The 17348-nt window shown below is 67.9% G+C and carries 15 protein-coding genes and 1 riboswitch; of the genes, 7 read left to right on the forward strand and 8 right to left on the reverse strand.

Features of this window, described 5'->3' with window-relative positions; genetic code table 11:
• Positions 1–76 precede the first annotated feature (76 nt).
• The 3 genes from DAT37_RS09280 (at position 77) to DAT37_RS09290 (ending at position 4376) form a co-directional block, all read left to right on the forward strand.
• Complete coding sequence (locus tag DAT37_RS09280; RefSeq protein ID WP_109524283.1) at positions 77–670, forward strand: MerR family transcriptional regulator; 594 nt, start codon at positions 77–79, stop codon at positions 668–670.
• A gap of 135 nt (positions 671–805) precedes the next feature.
• A riboswitch (glycine riboswitch) is annotated at positions 806–906 on the forward strand.
• A gap of 201 nt (positions 907–1107) precedes the next feature.
• Positions 1108–3873, forward strand: coding sequence for an aminomethyl-transferring glycine dehydrogenase (gene gcvP / locus DAT37_RS09285; RefSeq protein ID WP_232839645.1), 2766 nt, complete (start codon positions 1108–1110; stop codon positions 3871–3873).
• Positions 3874–3956: 83 nt separating this feature from the next.
• Entirely contained in the window at positions 3957–4376 is a 420-nt protein-coding gene (locus DAT37_RS09290) for a PPOX class F420-dependent oxidoreductase (protein WP_109524285.1), read from the forward strand.
• 4 nt (positions 4377–4380) lie between these two features.
• Here DAT37_RS09290 and DAT37_RS09295 read toward each other — a convergent pair whose 3' ends face one another.
• The 5 genes from DAT37_RS09295 to DAT37_RS09315 all read right to left on the reverse strand — a co-directional run bounded on the left by DAT37_RS09295 (position 4381) and on the right by DAT37_RS09315 (position 9066).
• A complete protein-coding gene (locus tag DAT37_RS09295; protein WP_109524286.1) occupies positions 4381–6060 on the reverse strand; it encodes a VWA domain-containing protein in 1680 nt (559 codons plus the stop codon).
• Positions 6061–6185: 125 nt separating this feature from the next.
• A complete protein-coding gene (locus tag DAT37_RS09300) occupies positions 6186–6461 on the reverse strand; it encodes a WhiB family transcriptional regulator (RefSeq protein ID WP_109524287.1) in 276 nt (91 codons plus the stop codon).
• Between the two features lie 22 nt (positions 6462–6483).
• On the reverse strand, positions 6484–7029 hold the full coding sequence (locus DAT37_RS09305; RefSeq protein WP_109524508.1) for an HNH endonuclease: 546 nt from the start codon (positions 7027–7029) through the stop codon (positions 6484–6486).
• A gap of 259 nt (positions 7030–7288) precedes the next feature.
• Entirely contained in the window at positions 7289–7825 is a 537-nt protein-coding gene (locus DAT37_RS09310) for a DM13 domain-containing protein (RefSeq protein ID WP_109524509.1), read from the reverse strand.
• Between the two features lie 107 nt (positions 7826–7932).
• The gene (locus tag DAT37_RS09315) at positions 7933–9066 is read right to left on the reverse strand and encodes an acyl-CoA dehydrogenase family protein (protein ID WP_109524288.1); all 1134 of its coding nucleotides are present in this window, start codon (positions 9064–9066) and stop codon (positions 7933–7935) included.
• Between the two features lie 92 nt (positions 9067–9158).
• Between DAT37_RS09315 and DAT37_RS09320 the strand changes: the two genes are divergently transcribed.
• Positions 9159–9857, forward strand: a complete 699-nt coding sequence (locus DAT37_RS09320) for a winged helix-turn-helix transcriptional regulator (RefSeq protein WP_198654158.1) — start codon at positions 9159–9161, stop codon at positions 9855–9857.
• An 89-nt stretch (positions 9858–9946) separates the two neighbouring features.
• Here the strand turns inward: DAT37_RS09320 and DAT37_RS09325 are convergent, their stop codons facing one another.
• Complete coding sequence (locus DAT37_RS09325; protein WP_109524289.1) at positions 9947–10573, reverse strand: class I SAM-dependent methyltransferase; 627 nt, start codon at positions 10571–10573, stop codon at positions 9947–9949.
• A 98-nt stretch (positions 10574–10671) separates the two neighbouring features.
• Here DAT37_RS09325 and DAT37_RS09330 point away from each other — a divergent pair, with 98 nt between their 5' ends.
• From DAT37_RS09330 to DAT37_RS09340, 3 genes are all read left to right on the forward strand, one after another.
• Complete coding sequence (locus DAT37_RS09330) at positions 10672–11712, forward strand: alpha/beta fold hydrolase (protein WP_109524290.1); 1041 nt, start codon at positions 10672–10674, stop codon at positions 11710–11712.
• 258 nt (positions 11713–11970) lie between these two features.
• Complete coding sequence (locus DAT37_RS09335; protein WP_109524291.1) at positions 11971–14151, forward strand: malate synthase G; 2181 nt, start codon at positions 11971–11973, stop codon at positions 14149–14151.
• 360 nt (positions 14152–14511) lie between these two features.
• A complete protein-coding gene (locus DAT37_RS09340) occupies positions 14512–15078 on the forward strand; it encodes a hypothetical protein (protein ID WP_109524292.1) in 567 nt (188 codons plus the stop codon).
• A 17-nt stretch (positions 15079–15095) separates the two neighbouring features.
• Here DAT37_RS09340 and DAT37_RS09345 read toward each other — a convergent pair whose 3' ends face one another.
• Both DAT37_RS09345 and DAT37_RS09350 read right to left on the reverse strand, forming a co-directional pair.
• Entirely contained in the window at positions 15096–15746 is a 651-nt protein-coding gene (locus tag DAT37_RS09345; RefSeq protein WP_109524293.1) for a DUF305 domain-containing protein, read from the reverse strand.
• A gap of 1 nt (position 15747) precedes the next feature.
• The gene (locus tag DAT37_RS09350) at positions 15748–17319 is read right to left on the reverse strand and encodes an LVIVD repeat-containing protein (protein WP_109524511.1); all 1572 of its coding nucleotides are present in this window, start codon (positions 17317–17319) and stop codon (positions 15748–15750) included.
• Positions 17320–17348 lie beyond the last annotated feature (29 nt).

The raw sequence follows: 17348 nt of genomic DNA on the forward strand, positions 1-17348 counted from the left end.
ATCAGTGGGAGTAATCTCGACAGTTGGGCCATGTCCGTTACGGCGGGTTGATGGTCGTCACGGAGCCGGGTCATCGATGAGGCAAGGCGTCGGCGAAGCAAGGGAGTGGTCAGTGGCAGAGCAATCGCAGGATGTGGTACAGCCAGGCCTGTTCCCGGATGATTCGGTACCCGATGATCTAGTCGGCTATCGCGTCCCCAGCGCGTGTCAGGTGGCAGGCATCACCTACCGGCAGCTCGATTACTGGGCGCGCACCGGACTGGTCGTGCCCTCGATTCGCGGCGCGGCGGGATCCGGCAGTCAGCGGCTGTACTCGTTCAAGGACATATTGGTCCTGAAGATCGTGAAGCGACTGCTCGACGCGGGCATCTCGCTGCAGAACATCCGGATCGCGGTGGATCACCTGCGCAGCCGGGGCGTTCAGGATCTGGCGGGTATCACCCTGTTCTCCGACGGCACCTCGGTCTACGAGTGCGCCTCGCCCGAGGAGGTCGTCGATTTACTGCAGGGCGGCCAGGGCGTCTTCGGTATCGCGGTCAGCGGCGCCATGCGTGAGCTGACCGGCGCGATCGCGAATTTCCCCGCCGAACGCGCGGTATCGGCGACCGAGCGGCCGGAGGACGAACTGGCCTACCGGCGCAAGGCGCGGATGAACGCCAAAACCGGCTAGCTCCGGTTCGGACCGTCCCGGATGTCACCGGGACGGTTTTTCTGTCGTGATCGCCCTCGCGGCACCGAGTGACGAGGGCGACACAGACCTGGAGGCCGTGTTCGGCGGCCCTTCCGCATAAACTGGGCGTTGCGTCGCCGCCGTGCGGGAGAGTTCCGGTCTCGACATGAGTCCGGGCGCCGAAGGAGCAGCACCTCCCCGTCAATCTCTCAGGCAACCGGGACCGTACGGGCTTCGGCGCCTCTGGAAAGCGGTGGCTCGTGCCGCCCGCCCATGGGGAAAGGGACGACAGGTCCCGAATCTCTCAGGCTCCACGACAGAGGGGGAGGGCTGGTACCCGTCGGCCACGTGGTCGACCCGCCCCGACCCTTGGAGCTGACGTGACTCGATCTTTCGCCGACCGCCATATCGGACCGGACCGGGCGGAACTCGCCCGAATGCTGCCGGTGGTCGGCGTCGGCTCGCTGGACGACCTCGCGACGGCCGCGATCCCCGCGCGCATTCTCGACGACACCGCCACCGCCCTGGCCGGGTTGCCCGCCGCCGTGACCGAACACGAGGTGCTCGCCGAACTGGCGGCGCTGGCCCACTCCGATACGGTGGCCACGTCGATGATCGGGCTCGGATACTACGACACGCTCACCCCGCCCGTCCTGGTGCGCAATCTGCTGGAGAATCCGGCCTGGTACACCGCCTACACCCCGTACCAGCCCGAGATCAGCCAGGGCAGGCTGGAAGCGCTGCTCAACTTCCAGACCATGGTCTCGGACCTGACCGGAATGGATGTCGCGAACGCGTCCATGCTGGACGAGGCGACCGCCGCCGCCGAGGCGATGACGCTGCTGCGTCGCGCCGGTAAGTCGAAATCCACCAGGCTGCTCATCGACACCGACCTGTTCCCGCAGACCAGAACCGTGCTCGAGACCCGGGCCGAACCGCTCGGCATCGAACTCGTGGCCGCCGACCTGTCCTCGGGCGCGCTGCCCGACGGTGATTTCTTCGGTGTGCTCGTGCAGTCGCCGGGGGCGTCGGGCCGCGTGGTCGATCGGCGCGAGGTCATCGCGGCGGGCCACGAGCGCGGCGCACTCGTCGCGGTCGGCGCGGACCTGCTGGCGCTGACACTGATCACCTCGCCGGGCGAGCAGGGCGCCGACGTCTGTTTCGGCACCACCCAGCGTTTCGGCGTGCCGCTCGGTTTCGGCGGCCCGCACGCCGGTTACCTCGCGGTGCGACAGGCCTTCGCGCGTCAACTGCCGGGACGGCTGGTCGGCGTCTCGGTCGACGCCGACGGAGATCCGGCCTACCGGCTCGCGTTGCAGACCCGTGAGCAGCACATCCGCCGCGAGAAGGCCACCTCGAACATCTGTACCGCGCAGGTGCTGCTGGCCATCGTCGCCGCGATGTACGCCAGCTACCACGGCGCCGACGGACTGCGCGCGATCGCGCGCCGGGTGCACGCGCACGCTGCGGCCGTCGCCGCCGGACTCGGCGGCGCGCTCGTGCACGGCGACTTCTTCGACACCGTGCTCGCCCACGTGCCGGGCGGCGCGGAAGCCGTTGTCGCCAAGGCGAAATCGCGCGGGATCAATCTGCGTCTCGTCGATGCCGACCACGTCGGCATCGCCTGTGACGAGGCGACGACCACCGCGCACGTCACAGCGGTACTCGAATCCTTCGGCACCGCCCGATCGTTGGACGCGGCGGCTCCGACGGAGAGTCCCCGCGCCGCGATCGAGACCCGAACCACCGAATTCCTGACCCACCCGGCGTTCACCAGCTATCACACGGAAACCGCGATGCTGCGGTACCTGCGCAGGCTGTCGGACAAGGATATCGCCCTGGACCGCAGCATGATTCCGCTCGGATCGTGCACCATGAAACTCAACTCGACCGCCGAGATGGAGCCCATCACCTGGCCCGGATTCGCGCGTGTTCACCCCTACGCGCCGGTCGAGGACGCGCCGGGTCTGCTGAAGATCATCTCCGATCTGGAGAAGTGGCTGGCCGAGATCACCGGCTACGACGCGGTGAGCCTGCAACCGAACGCGGGTAGCCAGGGCGAGTACGCGGGCCTGCTCGCCATCCGCCGCTACCACCTCGATCGCGGCGACGCGCACCGCGACACCTGTCTGATCCCGTCCAGCGCGCACGGCACCAACGCGGCCTCGGCGGCCATGGTCGGTATGCGGGTCGAGGTGGTCAAATGCCGTGACAACGGCGACGTCGATCTGGACGACCTGCGCGCCAAGATCGCCGACCACGCCGAACGGCTGTCGTGCATCATGATCACCTACCCGTCCACGCACGGTGTCTACGAACACGAGGTCGCCGAATTGTGCGCCCTGGTGCACGAGGCGGGCGGTCAGGTCTACGTCGACGGTGCGAATCTGAACGCGCTGGTCGGACTGGCGCGGCCCGGACATTTCGGCGGCGACGTCAGCCACCTGAATCTGCACAAGACCTTCTGCATCCCGCACGGCGGCGGCGGCCCCGGGGTCGGTCCGGTCGCCGTGCGCTCGCACCTGACCAGGTACCTGCCCGGCGACCCGCTGGAATCAGGTTCGCACGCGGTGTCGGCCGCGAAATACGGTTCGGCCTCGATCCTGCCGATCACCTGGGCCTACATCCGGATGATGGGACCCGACGGCCTGCGGCGCGCCACCCTATCGGCCATCGCCTCGGCCAACTACATCGCGCGCAGGCTCGACGAGTACTTCCCGGTGCTCTACACCGGCGACAACGGCATGGTCGCGCACGAGTGCATCCTGGATCTGCGCGAGATCACCAAACGGACCGGTGTGACCGTCGACGACGTGGCTAAACGTCTGGCCGACTACGGCTTCCACGCGCCGACCATGAGTTTCCCGGTCGCGGGCACGCTGATGGTCGAGCCGACCGAGAGCGAGAACCTCGCCGAGATCGACGAATTCGTCGAGGCGATGATCGCGATCCGCGCGGAGATCGATCAGGTCGCCGCCGGTGTCTGGCCGGTCACCGACAATCCGTTGCGCGGCTCGCCGCACACCGCGGCCAGCCTGGTCGGGGAGTGGGATCACCCCTACAGCCGCGAGACCGCGGTCTACCCGCGCGGTCTCGCGCACGCGCGGGCCAAGGTGTGGCCCTCGGTGCGGCGTATCGATGGCGCCTACGGCGACCGCAACCTGGTGTGCTCCTGCCCGCCGCCGGAGGCCTACGCCGACTGAGTGAGTCGTTTCGGCGGTGTCGACCGTCGGTCGGGAATACTGATCGCGTTCGATTCCGCCGAGGGAACCACAGGGGAGCGCGCATGTCGTTCACGTCCGAGGAAGCCGATTTCATCCGCGCGCAATTCGTGGTGCGGATGGCGACGGTGGGGCCGCGAGGGCAACCGGACGCGGTCCCCCTCGCCTTCGAATTCGACGGCGAGGGGTTCTGGATCGGCGGTATCGGCGCGGCGGTGCTGCGGACGAGGAAGTTCCGCAATATTGCCGAAAATGACAGGGTGGCACTGGTATTCGACGATATCGTCGCGATGGAGCCGTTCACGGCGCGCTGTCTGCGGGTCTACGGTCGGGCAGGCGCCCCGATCGAGCGGGTGGGCATGGTCGGTCCGGGAATCTATTCCTACATCACCCCCACCGTGTCGTGGAGTTGGAACATGGCGGGCGAACCGGCCGGTGCGAGCTGGTACGAGCCGCGCAAGGCGGTGCACCGGCCGGGCGGCTGACGGGCTAGGGGCTGGTCAGGGCTTTCACCACCGTGCTGGCGAAGGTGAGATTGTCGGAGGTGGCGACCCGGGTGTACGTGCCGCCCGTCTTCTCGGCGAGATCGCGCATGGTCTCGGTGGCGGTACCGCCGATGACGACGATATCGATGCGCACCGGTCGGGATTTGTCGCTGGCCGCGGCGATATCGGCGAGCAGTTGCGCGCCGGTCATGCTGGAATCGTCGTCGGGGCCGTCGGTGACGACGAGCAGCGAATTGGTGCGCCCCGCCGCGTAGTTCGCGATCGCGGCGCGGTAGGCGGCGAGCACGGTCGGGTAGGCCTGATCGGTGCGGCTGTCACTGGCGCGCACCTTGCTCAGCGCGGTGTCGATGGCGGTGCGCTGGGTGGTGGTCAGCGGTGCGGTCGAGGCGAGCACGTCATAGGGTTTGGCGCCGTCGAGGTTCTCGGCGAAGGTCCACACGCCCAAGCCGAAATCCGGCGGCATCACGTTCATGGTGGAACGCAGTGCGCCGAGGCTGTTGGAGAGCCTGGTGCCCGAACCCTCCGAGGTCGCCATCGAGGCCGAGACGTCGAGCACCACCGTCGACTGCACGCCGAGGACCGGATCGGCGAGGGTCGCGGCGACCTTGTCGAGCGCTTCGCGCGAAGCGCCGGTCCCCGTCGCGGTCGGCGGCGGCACGGTGAAACCGGCTTCGGTGAACAGCGTCGCCTGTTGCGGCGCGCGCAGGTATTCGGCGAACACGCTCGCGATCAGATTCTGGGTCTGGTCCACCCACGATCCGGACATCATCGCGGCGGGATGGTCGGCGACCGGCGCCGCCCCCGCCGGTCGGTAGGCGACCAGGCCCGGCCGGGTCCGCAGTTGCTGTTCGGTAGCGGCTACCGCGTGGATATCGGCCTTCTGCTGCGGCAGCGCCGTCGCGATGGCGTCGAGCGCGTCGCCGGTGCTCGTCGCCTGCGGTGCGCCCGCGGCCAATCCGGAGACCGCCGCGACGACCTGGCCGGACTGGGCGGCCTCGGTGGTGAGCGGATCGGTGCCCGAGACCGTCGCGGCGACCGCCGCCGCGGCGGCCACGGTGGCGTCACCCTCGGGCAGCGCCATGCGCAGGCCACCCCAGTCGGAGAGCCCGATCTGCTCGAGTGAGCCCTGTTGCAGCGTGGGCAGATCGCTCCAGGCGACCTGCGCCTGCTCCATCGACTGCCGCAGTTCCTCGGTGACCGCCAGCACGACGGGGCTGGTCGCGACCGAGGTCGGCTCACCCTCGATGAGTCCGGGCACCCGTGTCGCCTCGATGGAACGCGAGGATGTCGGGATCCACAGCGCGGGTTGCGGTCCGAGCGTGCCGTTCCATACTCCGCCCGCGGTGAAACCGGCGCTGATCGACGCGGTGGGGCGCGCCGTGACCAGGACTTTCGCACAGTGGTCGCGAATCTGCGGCGAGGTCGCGTTGTATCGGTCCGCGATCGCGCGCACCGGCGCCTCGATATCAGGGTCGACGGTGACGAACAGCGTCGATTCGCCTTCGACGCATTCGGCCGCCGCCGCGCTGTCGCGGTCGGTGGCGCGATCCCGGAACTGGAACCAGGCGAAGACGGCTACCACCAGCAGCACGACTGTCACCGCTGCGATAACCGGACCTTTGCTGACGCCCCGGGAGTTGATTCCGCTGCGATGAGTGCCCACGACGGTCAGTGTATGTTCACATCGACCGGCGCTCTACGGGGAGGCCCTGGTCATCGGTACGGGCGGGTACGGGCCGCCGCCGCGCGCTCTCGCGAGGACGGCGGCCCGCCGCGCCGCGAGTCGTCTCACTCGCGGATGACCCGCCCGCGATCGAATTCGTGCCCGCCCCAGACCCCGGATTGTCCGGTGCCGGAGGCGAATTCGCCGCAGGCGGTGCGGATCGGGCACCCGGCGCAGATCTCTCGGGCGTATTCGAAATCCTGCGACGGGTACGGAAACCAGGCCTCGTGATTCGGGTCGCCCCGGCACGCGGCGCGGTGCCACTCCCGGCTGTCCGAAACCGGGAGCAGGTCGACGAGCGTCAACTCGTCGGTGCGGGTCGGCTGGGTACGGACGGTCATATCCTTGCTCCTCTCGGATCGGTCAGGTGGTGGCCAACTGCTTCCAGACGCGGCGCTGTCGCTTGGCCAGGTGGTCGGGGGCCTTGGGCTGCCACAGCAACCGCATGCCCGCTTCCTCCGGTGTGCGGTCGGCCTTGGTCGAATTGCACGGCGCGCAGCAGGCGACCAGATTGCTCCAGGTGTTCGGACCGCCCCGGCTGCGCGGTCGGATGTGGTCGACGGTGCGGGCCCAGTTCGCGCAGTACCCGCAGCGGTGGTTGTCGCGGCGCAGCACGCCGGCCAGGGTGGCGCGGCTCTCGTCGTGGACGAGCACGGTGTGCTCGATGTAGACGTAGCGCAGCAGGCGGATCGTCTCCGGCAGCGCGATCTCCAGATCCTTGGACCGGATCGGGAAGTAGGGCTCGTGGTCGGCGATCGATTCCGCGGCGCCGCTGGTTACCAGGACCACGGCGCGGTCGGCGCCGATCTCGTCGAGCGCCTCGTAGGACGCGTTCAGGACGAGGACGCCGGTATGTATCCAGTTGGACGCGGTCAACGCCACCCGATCGGTGGCATGGCGGAATATCATGGGGATCACCATGTTTCGTGAAGAGCAGCGGATATTGCCGGGGGAACGGCTTCGGTCAGCGACCGGACCGGAGGTGGCCGGATACCGGATCCGCCTGGCCGATCACGTTCGGGTTCTGTGAATTCGACAAGCCACCTCCTCCTCTCCTGATGCTCGAAAAGATCACCCGCTGATCGGGGTGATCGTCGATGAATTACATGGTGGCACACGGGTCGTGCCGTTGTCGGCCCATTTATTTCCAGTCGGTTCGCGACCGGTCTCAGTTGCCGGTGCGTACCAGCGTGGCGGCGCCGAACGAGACGTTGAATCGGTCGCACCACAGATCGGCGCTGACGAACGCGGCGAGATCCAATTCCGAGGGAACGGCGTAGTTCTGGTTTCCCTTGTTGCCCTTCAGACTTCCGAGATCGACGTGATGTCCGTCATCGAAGGTGAACCAGTCGTCGGTGACGGTCTGGTCGGTGAGCCAGACCCGCACGTCGGGTCCGTCGGAGGTGTCGAGATCTTCCAGGCGCAGCACGCGGCTGCCGTCGGGCAGGCGCAGGATGCGCACGGTGCCGGAGGTGTGGTGTTCGTGCGAGACGAAGCTCCCCTCGGCCAGGACGACGGGGCCCGCGGCCGGAGTTCCGCCGGACCCGGTCGCGGGTGCGACGGTGGGCACCGCCTCGATCACCGTGGTGTCGATGATCAGTTTCCACGGTTCGAGCAGTACGATCGCCGTCGCGGTCACCGCGACGACGACCGCGGCGACGATCCACGCGAGCGGCGACCGGACCGCCCTTGCTACCGAAACCATGACGCACTCCTCGAATTCGTGACCATCGCTGTCGACACCATCGAACCGCGTGAACACCGCGTGTGTCGTGATTCGGCCCCGATGGTCACGGTTCCGTCATGGGTGCTTCAGCCGAGCGGTCCGCTTCCGAGAACGACCCGCCCGGTGAACTGGGTCTGCTTGGCCCTCGGCAGCGGATGGAACAGGCTGCCGTGCACGTCGCGGTAGCGCATCTCCAGTTCGCACGTGCGCGAGTAGCCGACGCCGCCGACGGTTTCGATGGCGAGGCGGACCGTGTCGATCAGGTTCTCGGCCGCGACGGTCTTGCGGCTGAGGGTGCGCGCCGCGTAATCGTCGGTGTTGGCGAATCCCAGATCGTCCGACGTGGCGAACATCGCGTCGACGACATCCTGCGCCGTGATGTGGGCGTTGGTCATCTCGCCCGCCAGTTGGCACAGGTGCGGATCGGTGCGTCCGGCGACGAGCGATGTCGCCAGTTCGACCGCCCCGTCGGCGATTCCGAGGTAGGCGGCCATCACCAACGGCATGGCCGCGCCGATCACCACGTTCAGCAGCGGCGGCCAGAGCTCGGCGGGACGGATCAGCGACACCGCCGCGTCCGGAACGAAGACGTCATCGAGCACGACCGAATGCGATCCGGTCGCGCGCAGACCCAGTGTGTCCCAGGTCTTCTCGATCCGGATGCCGGGGGCGGCCATCGGCACCGCGCAATGCAGCACCCGCGGCCCCTCCGGCGCGTCGTCCCAGCGGATACTGGTCACCAGCACGGTGCCCACCTCGCAGCCGCTGGCGGGCGATTTGCGCGCGCTCACCCGGTAGCCGCCGTCGACGCGCTCGGCCGTGCCGCTCGAACCCACCCAGTCCGAAGCGCCGGTGCTGACCAGGATCGCGCCGTCGGCCACCTTCCGGAAGACCGGCGTCGCGTCCGCGCCGTGTTTGTGGCGCCACACCTGGGTGGCGACCAGATGCGAGTGCATGGCGAAGGTGACCGCGGTGGAGGGATCGTGCCTGCCGAGTTCGCGCAGGATCTCGCCCGCCTCGCGGTGGGTCGCGCCGCCGCCGCCGAATTCGGTCGGCACCAGCGCGGCCGCGAGTCCGGCCTCGCGCAGCCGGTCGAAGGCCGCGGCGTCGATCTCGCCGGTCCGGTCGCGTTCGGCGACCCCGGGGCGCAGGGTCTCGCCGATCCGGCGCGCCGAGGCGGTCCAGTCGGTGGTGGTCTCGGGAATCGTGGAAGTCGTCATGTTTCGAAGCTACGAATTCCCGCGATAACCGAATAGTCCAGAAAGTGGACTCACCCGGTTCAGAAAGTGGACCCGCGACCCCGGAGGTGATCGTGTCGGAAACGACCCAGAGCTACGGCCAGTACTGTCCGATCTCGCGCGCGCTGGACGTGCTCGGCGATCGCTGGTCCCTGCTGATCCTGCGCGATCTACTCCTGGGCACCACCCGGTTCAACGACCTGGCCCGCGGTCTGCCCGGGCTGTCACGCAGCCTGCTCACCAAACGCCTGCGTCAGTTCGAGCGCTCCGGGCTCATCGAGAAACTGGGCACGAACTACGTGATGACCGATTCGGGCCGGGAGTTGGAGCCCATTCTCTTCGGGCTCGGCGCGTGGGGCGCCCGATGGACCTTCGGCGAACCGGATCCGCGGGAACTCGACGCCGACCTGCTGGTGTGGTGGATGCACACCCGTCTGGACACCTCGTCGTTCCCCGGTAAACGGCAGGTAATCGCCGTTCGCTTCACCGACGACATCCGCCGCTACTGGATCGTGATCGAAGCGGGTGACCCGTCGGTCTGTTCCGCCGACCCCGGCTACCCCGTCGACGTCACGATCACCTCGGACGTGGGTTCGCTCTACGAGGTGTGGCTCGGCCGGATCCCGGTCGCCCACGCCCAGCGCACCGGCCTGCTCCAGTTCAGCGGCCCGCCCGCGCTGACCCGCCGGATGCCCTCGGTGCTGCGGTTGAGCCCCATCGCCCCGTATACGGAATCCGCGTTCGACGCGCGGCTGAGCCGCGTTCCGGCGTGACGCCGTGCGGCGGTCGCGCCGCGGTGACGATCCCGCCCGTACCCGAGTGGTCCGAAACCGGCCGCCTCGGCACCGGCGATCGCGCGGCGTCATCGTCGACGCGCCGTGCCGACGACCAGGGGCACGATGGTCGGCATTCGTGTCGGCATGCGGGTACGCAGGATCACCTCGAGGTGGAAATCGGTCGCGCCGAGCAGGGATTCGAAGTCGCGGTTGGCGTGGCAACCGTCGGCGAGGCGTCGTTGTACCGGCGTGAGCAGGTCTTGAACCGCGGCGCGCACGCCGGTGCCTCGGACATGTTCGTGGAACAGGAACTGTCCTCCCGGCCGCAGCACCCGGTGCACCTCGGCCAGGGCGCGGTCCGGGTCGCGCACCGAGCAGAAGACCAGGGACGCGGTGACGGTGTCGAAGCTGCCGTCGGGGAACTCCAGGGCGTGCGCGTCACCGTCCACGACGGTGATCGGGGCGGGGGAGTGGGCGAGTGCCGTGAGCCGGGTGCGCAGCGCTGGATTCGGTTCGAGCAGAACCAGTTCGGTCGGATCGTCGGGGTAGTGCGGCACGGACAGGCCGCTTCCCGCGCCGATCTCGAGGGTCCGGCCGTGCGCGCCGGCGAGTTGGGCGCGACGCACACCGGCCTGACCCGCCCGCTCGACCCGGGCCATGAAACGGGGATACCAGCTCGCGAAGAAGCGTTCGCCGAACGTTGTGGTGGTCATGGAGGAAGTCTGCTGCGCGGGTCACCGCCACGTCATGGCCGTTTCCGGCCATCATCGATGGCCCGAACGGGTGATCCGGGACTCGGGAAGGTGATGTGATGCTGCGCGTCGAGGATCAGGTCGTGCGCTATGTGAAGACCGCCCGCGGCGATATCGCCTGTTCGGAGGTCGGCAGTGGTCCGCCGCTGCTGATCGGCGGCTGGTGGTGCGGCCACCTCGCCCTCAACTGGGAGGATCCGCTCTTCCGCGCCTACGTCTCCCGGCTGGCCGAACGATTCACCGTCGTCAGGTACGACCAGCCGGGTCGGAGCCTGTCCGTCGACGCCGGGTATCCGCTCGATCTGGAAGACGAGATCACCGCGACGGCCGAGATCGTCGCAGCGCTCGGAATGGACCGCTTCGCCGTGGTCGGCGCGTCCTCCGGCGCCGCCGTCGCGGCGGGCCTGGCCGCGCTGCTGCCGGACCGGGTGCACCGGCTCGTGCTCTACGGCGCGTTCGCCAGGGGCGCCGATATCGCGCCGGAAAGCGCGCGCAACGCGATGGTGAACGCCGTCTCCGCGCACTGGGGCCTGGGATCGCGGCTGCTCGCCGATGTGTTCGTCCCCGACGCCGACAATGCCGAGCGCGAACGTTTCGCCCGCTTCCAGCGCCTGTCCGCCACCGCCGAGCAGGCCGCGAGATCGTTGGCCGCCACCTACGAGATCGACGCGACCGAGTATCTGCCCGCCGTCACCGCCCCGACGACGGTCCTGCACCGCAGGGGTGACCGCGCGGTGCCGTTCGCGCTCGGCGTCGACGTGGCGCGCCGGATCCGCCGGGCGACCCTGGTCGAACTGCACGGCGAGGATCATTTCCCGTGGCGCGGCGACGCCACGGCCGTCGCCGACGCGACCCTGCGCGGACTCGGACATCCCGTGCGGTCACGTCCCGTCCTTCCCGGTCCCGAGGCGGTGACCGAGCGCGAGCGGGAGATCCTGCGCCTGGTCGCGGACGGTCTGACCGATGTCCAGATCGGCGAACGGCTGACGCTGAGTCCGCACACCGTGCACCGGCACATCGCCAACGCCCGTACCAAACTCGGCGTCCGATCCCGCGCGGCCGCCGCGGCGGCGATCCGGGAGGACCGGCCGGGCCGGTAGCCCGACGCACGGCCGATATCGGCGGGTCACCGCGCGAGCGATAGGATCGACGCGATTGTTCGGCCGACCGCCGACAACCCGCGCGACGCGCCGACCGAAGGATCATCGGGTACCGGCATCGCGGACGAGAATGTGCTGGCAGCGCGCCGACCGGACGCGCACGGGGCTTCCGTCACCCATCGCGCCGAGTAACCACTACCGACGGGTAACATTGATCCCGTCTTTTCACACCCGGCTTTCTCAGAAGTGAGGCAGTAGATGACAGAGCGGATTCAGGTCGGCGGGCTCCAGGTGGCCAGCGTTCTTCACGAGTTCATCGAGAACGAGGCGCTTCCCGGGACCGGCGTGGACTCCGCCGCGTTCTGGGCCGGTGCCGAACAGGTGATCAACGATTTGGCGCCGCGCAACCGTGCCCTGCTGGCCGAACGCGACGAGATCCAGGGAAAACTCGACGCCTGGCATGCCGAGCACCCCGGCGCGAACTACGACAAGGCCGCCTACAAGAGCTATCTGACCGAGATCGGGTACCTACTCCCCGAACCGGCCGGATTCCAGATCACCACCCAGAACGTGGACACCGAGATCGCCGGTACCGCGGGCCCGCAGCTGGTGGTGCCGGTGATGAACGCGCGGTTCGCCATCAACGCCGCGAACGCGCGCTGGGGTTCGCTCTACGACGCGCTCTACGGCACCGACGCCATCCCGGAGACCGGCGGCGCCGAGAAGGGCAAGGGCTACAACAGGGTTCGCGGTGACAAGGTCATCGAGTGGGCGCGCAACTTCCTCGACGACTCGGTGACGCTCATCACCGGTTCGCATATCGGATCGTCGTCGTACACGATCGTGGACGGCGAGCTGGAGGTCGGGCTGGAGGACGGCACGAGCATCGGCCTCGCCGACGCGTCGCAGCTGGTCGGCTACCTCGGCGATCCGGCATCGCCGACCTCGATCCTGTTGAAGCACAACGGTTTGCACATCGAGATCCAGATCGATCCCGAATCGCCGATCGGCAGCACCGACAGCGCGGGCATCAAGGATGTCGTGCTGGAATCCGCGGTCACCACGATCATGGATTTCGAGGATTCGGTCGCCGCGGTCGACGCCGAGGACAAGGTCCTCTGCTACCACAACTGGCTCGGCCTGATGAAGGGCGATCTCAGCGAGAAGGTCGTCAAGGGCGACAAGACCTTCACCCGGACCATGAACCCGGACCGGGTCTACACCGCACTCGACGGCAGTGACCTGGTGCTGCACGGCCGTTCGCTGCTGTTCGTGCGCAACGTCGGTCATCTGATGACCTCCGACGCCATCATCGACAAGGACGGCAACGAGGTGCCCGAGGGCATCCTCGACGGCCTGATCACCTCGCTGGTCGCCGTCCACTCGCTCGACGCGAAAACCGAGCTGAAGAACAGCCGCACCGGCTCGGTCTACATCGTCAAGCCCAAGATGCACGGCCCCGACGAGGTCGCCTTCACCAACGAGCTGTTCGGACGCGTCGAGGATGTGCTCGGTCTGCCCCGCAACACCCTCAAGGTCGGCATCATGGACGAAGAGCGCCGCACCACGGTGAACCTGAAGGCGTGCATCCAGGCCGCCGCCGAGCGGGTCGTGTTCATCAACACCGGCTTCCTCGACCGCACCGGCGACGAGATCCACACCTCCATGGAGGCCGGGCCGATGGTCCGCAAGGCCGACATGAAATCCCAGCAGTGGATCACCTCCTACGAGGACTGGAACGTCGACACCGGCCTGGCCGCCGGTCTGCCCGGCAAGGCGCAGATCGGCAAGGGCATGTGGGCCATGCCGGATCTGATGGCCGACATGCTGGTGCAGAAGATCGGTCACCCGAAGGCGGGCGCGAACACCGCCTGGGTGCCCTCGCCCACCGCCGCCACCCTGCACGCGACCCACTACCACCTGGTCGACGTCTTCAAACGGCAGAGCGAGATCGCCAAGGGCGGCGCGCGCGCCACTGTCGATCAGATCCTGGAGATCCCGCTCGCCGCCGATCCGAACTGGTCGGCGCAGGACAAGCAGCAGGAACTGGACAACAACTCCCAGAGCATCCTCGGCTACGTGGTGCGCTGGATCGACCAGGGCGTCGGTTGCTCCAAGGTGCCCGACATCCGCGATGTCGGCCTGATGGAAGACCGCGCCACCCTGCGCATCTCGAGCCAGCTCATGGCCAACTGGCTGCGCCACGGCATCGTCACCGCCGACGAGGTGACCGCCAGCCTGGAGCGGATGGCCCCCGTGGTCGACAAGCAGAACGCCGGCGACCCGAACTACCGGCCGCTCGCGCCGGATTTCGCGGGCAGTGTCGCCTTCCAGGCGGCCAAGGAATTGGTGCTGGAAGGCACCAAGCAGCCCAACGGCTACACCGAGCCGATCCTGCACCGGCGTCGTCGCGAGGCCAAGGCGCTGAACTGCCTGTGAAACCGCTGGTCCACGTGATCTGACACCGGGTGACCCCCGGCCGGATAATCCGGTCGGGGGTTACGTGTTCACCGGCTGCACAGATACCGAGACCTATCCGTTACCCTGGTCGCGACACTGGAGATCGTCGGAGATTGGGTAAGTATGGGAAGCGTTGTTCTCGACATTGTCGCTCTGGTCACCAACCGCGCCGCGTCCTTCTGGAATTGGATCGCGACCGGATCGGCGGGATTCCCGCCGCTCTGAGAGTGCCGATCGAACCGGAAACCCCCGTCCACCCTTCGGGATCGTGGCCGGGGGTTTTTCGTCGAGTCGGGGCTATGTCGAGCGCGGTGGCCACGACGCCGTTATCTTCTGTGTATGAGCGTCGGTGAACGGACCCGTGTACGCGTCCCGTTCTGGTTCGTCTGGTGGATGGTTCTGGTCATCGGCGTCGTGTTGGTGCTGTGCCTGGTGTCGGTATGGGTGATCGCCACCGAAGGGACTCAGACGAGCAAGGTGGTGCTGTCGGCCCTGCTGGCTGTCGCGGCGGGGATCGCGGCCCTGTCCGCCCTGGTCGGGCTGTTCCGCTATCGCGCGATCGTGCTCAGCCTGACAGCCCCGTTGCTCATCGGTCTGCTGGCGGCGGCGGTCTGGTACGAGATTCCGCAGAAGGGCGCGTGGCAGCTGTCGCACGGCATTCTGGAGGATCAGGCCGTGGACTGCGTCAATCCCGGTGAGCGCACCCGGCTGGGGGTGTACAGCATCCGCTACATCGACCGCCGCGACGGCGGCTGCCTCTTCTATTTCGAAGGGGACGAGAAGAATTCCGAGGGGTTCGGATATTTCCCCGACAGTCCGCCGCCGTATATCGGCCCGCCCGCCGAGCGCGGCATCGGCTACGAGCCCTACCGCATACCGTGGTACCGCTTCGTCGACAATTCCTGAGAGCGCGGCCTTTCCGATCAAGCGGGAACCTGTCCGCCGAGTTGGACGAGCATGACGCCCATGATCCCGATCTCCTGACTCTGCGACTGCAATGTCGCCCGCGCGGCTTCCTTCACCGCGCCGTGGGTGAGCAGCGCGTCCGCCGCGACGGCCATCCGCACGCCACCCTGGTGGTGGCGAATCATCAACCGGAGGAACAGTATTTCGGCCTCCCGTCCCCGTGCGGCGGCCAGCGCGTCGAGTTCGGCGGTGGTCGCCATCCCCGGCATGCCGGTCGAGGTGCCCGGCTCGGTCCGCGCCGCGTGGACGTGGCCCGCGGATTCGGTGCGCATCCACAGCATCGGCTGCGGTGACAGCGGACTCGCGTCGGCGAGTCTGAGCCAGCCGAGCATGGTGCCGATCTCGGTCCGCTGCGCGTCGGCGAGTTGATCGGCGAGCCTGCGGATATTCGGGTCGACGTCGGGATCGAGCCGTTGCGTCATCCGCAGGGCCTGCTCGTGGTGGGCGGTCATATCCTGGGCGAAACCGATTTCCATCGCGGTGAGAATCGGTGTGTCGGTGTGCCGTTCGGGCAGCGCGACCGGACGCAGCGCCGCGCCGAGCACCACCAGGGTGAAGGCGACGGCGAGGGCGGCGGCTATCCGGAACAGCGGGAACCGGTGGGACATATCAGGATCCGACGGTGGACTGTTGGTTCGCGGGCGGACTGTAGACGTCGTTGTCCAGTCGCAGCACCATGAAACCGTTGTCGGCGCACGCGACGTAGAGTTGGTCACCGCGCCATTCCGGCGGCGACATACACCAGTCGGTCGACAGGTCGCCGAGGATGTTGTCGGTGCGTGAGGTCAGGGCCGTCGACGGATCGAAATCGCCCTCGAGGACGGCTCGTACGGCCGGTATCACGCCCAGCGCCGGGAATCCGATGACCGAGGCCAGCGCGTGCGGCGAATTCCACAGGTCGGCGAAGCGCCCGGTGCGGGCCGGTGGATTGAAGTAGGCGATCTCGTGGATGTTCTCCGGATCGCGCACATCGAAAACCCTGATACCGGAGGAGATCCACCCGCAGGCCAGCGCCGTCGGATCGTCGGGGCGGTCGGCCGCGCAGTAGTGCGATTCGTAGGCGAACGCACCGCCGCCCATGGACGATCCGATCGCCGCGTCCTGATTCTGCGGCAGGTTGATCTCGAGTTTGATCTTCGTCGTCACCGTCGGCGCGGTGTTGTCGGAGACATCGATGAGTTTCACCCCGCCGGAACCGCCCTCGTCCACCGTGTAGAGATAGGGTCGGCCGTCGTAGGTGACCGCGATGCTGTGCTGGGTCGCCTGGCCGTCGGTCCAGAAGATCCGTCCCAGATGCCGCACCTGCGGCGCGGGTTCGCGTCGTTGGATCGCGCCGACGTCGAGCACGGTGAAACCGCTCAGCGCCGAGATGTACATGCGGGTGCCGTCCGCGCTGAAACCCATTCCGTGCGATTCGATTCCGGTGAGCCCCTGCCAGATGACCCGGGGGTTCGCCGGATCGGAGATGTCGACGGCACTCACGAAACCGGGCGTCAGGCCCGAAGCCCAATAGGTCTTGCCGTCCGGCGAGAATCCCGCCTCGTGGGCCGTGATCGGCAGCGGCATCAGCAGATTCGTTCCCGCTCCTGGGTTCAGCAGCCGCGGGTACGCGCAGTCGGAGATGTCGTAGACGGACAGGTAACCGACACCGACGCCCGCAGGCACCCCGGTGCCGACCAGCAGTTTGCGATCGGCGTGGACTTTGAGGCTCTCCCACGTGCCGCCGAGCATCGCGGGTTCGGTGAGTGTCACTGTGGGGCGTGGATTCGCGGGATCGGCGACATCGAGTACCTGCACACCGCGTCCCTCGGCGAACAAATTCCCGGGGAAGAACGATCCCATGTAGGCGCAGTGCTCGAAACTCGTGGAGGTGATGCCCGCGCCCCGGCCGGTGTAGCCGCCGACCATCGACATATTGCACCGGTAGCCCTGGGTGCTGCGACCGCTGTCACGGTCGGCGGCCGGAACGTCGCCCTGGAGGCCGGATTCCGGCATGGACCCCGGCCCGCACTCCGCGCGCGGGACCGCGGTGCGGCCCACGTCGAGGAATTCCCGCACGGCGTCGCCGCCGATGAATTGCGGATTCGCGGAGACGCTACCGGGCAGCATCATCGCGGCGACGATGCCCGCGACGAGCAGTGCGAGCGGTTTGGCCCGGCACGCGGTGGTCAGTGAGCGCATCATCGCGGCTCCTCTGTGTCGTCGTCGGC

This window comes from Nocardia aurea (assembly GCF_003123685.1).
GTDB classification, from domain to species: Bacteria; Actinomycetota; Actinomycetes; order Mycobacteriales; family Mycobacteriaceae; genus Nocardia; species Nocardia aurea.